Below are 275 nucleotides of genomic sequence, written 5' to 3'. Positions count from 1 at the left end.
AACTACCGCCGCGGCCTGGAAGGCGAGCTGGCGCGCACCGTGTCGAGCCTGAACAACGTCAAGGCCGCCCGCGTGCACCTGGCGATCCCGAAGAGTTCGGTGTTCGTCCGCGACGACCGCAAGCCCAGCGCCTCGGTGCTGGTCGAGCTGTATCCGGGGCGCAGCCTGGAGCCGAGCCAGGTGATGGCGATCGTCAACCTGGTCGCCACCAGTGTGCCGGAGCTGGACAAGTCGCAGGTCACCGTGGTCGACCAGAAGGGCAACCTGCTCTCCGA

Annotated in this window: 1 pseudogene; it reads left to right on the top strand. The window is 67.6% G+C overall.

The features are described from left to right. Window positions 1–275 (top strand): annotated as a pseudogene (locus tag ACLJNW_RS24920) (flagellar M-ring protein FliF); the annotation flags it as partial.

The organism is Salmonella sp. SAL4457, from assembly GCF_046548235.1.
Lineage (GTDB): Bacteria > Pseudomonadota > Gammaproteobacteria > Enterobacterales > Enterobacteriaceae > Salmonella > Salmonella enterica.
This window is presented reverse-complemented; position numbering and strand designations above follow the sequence as displayed.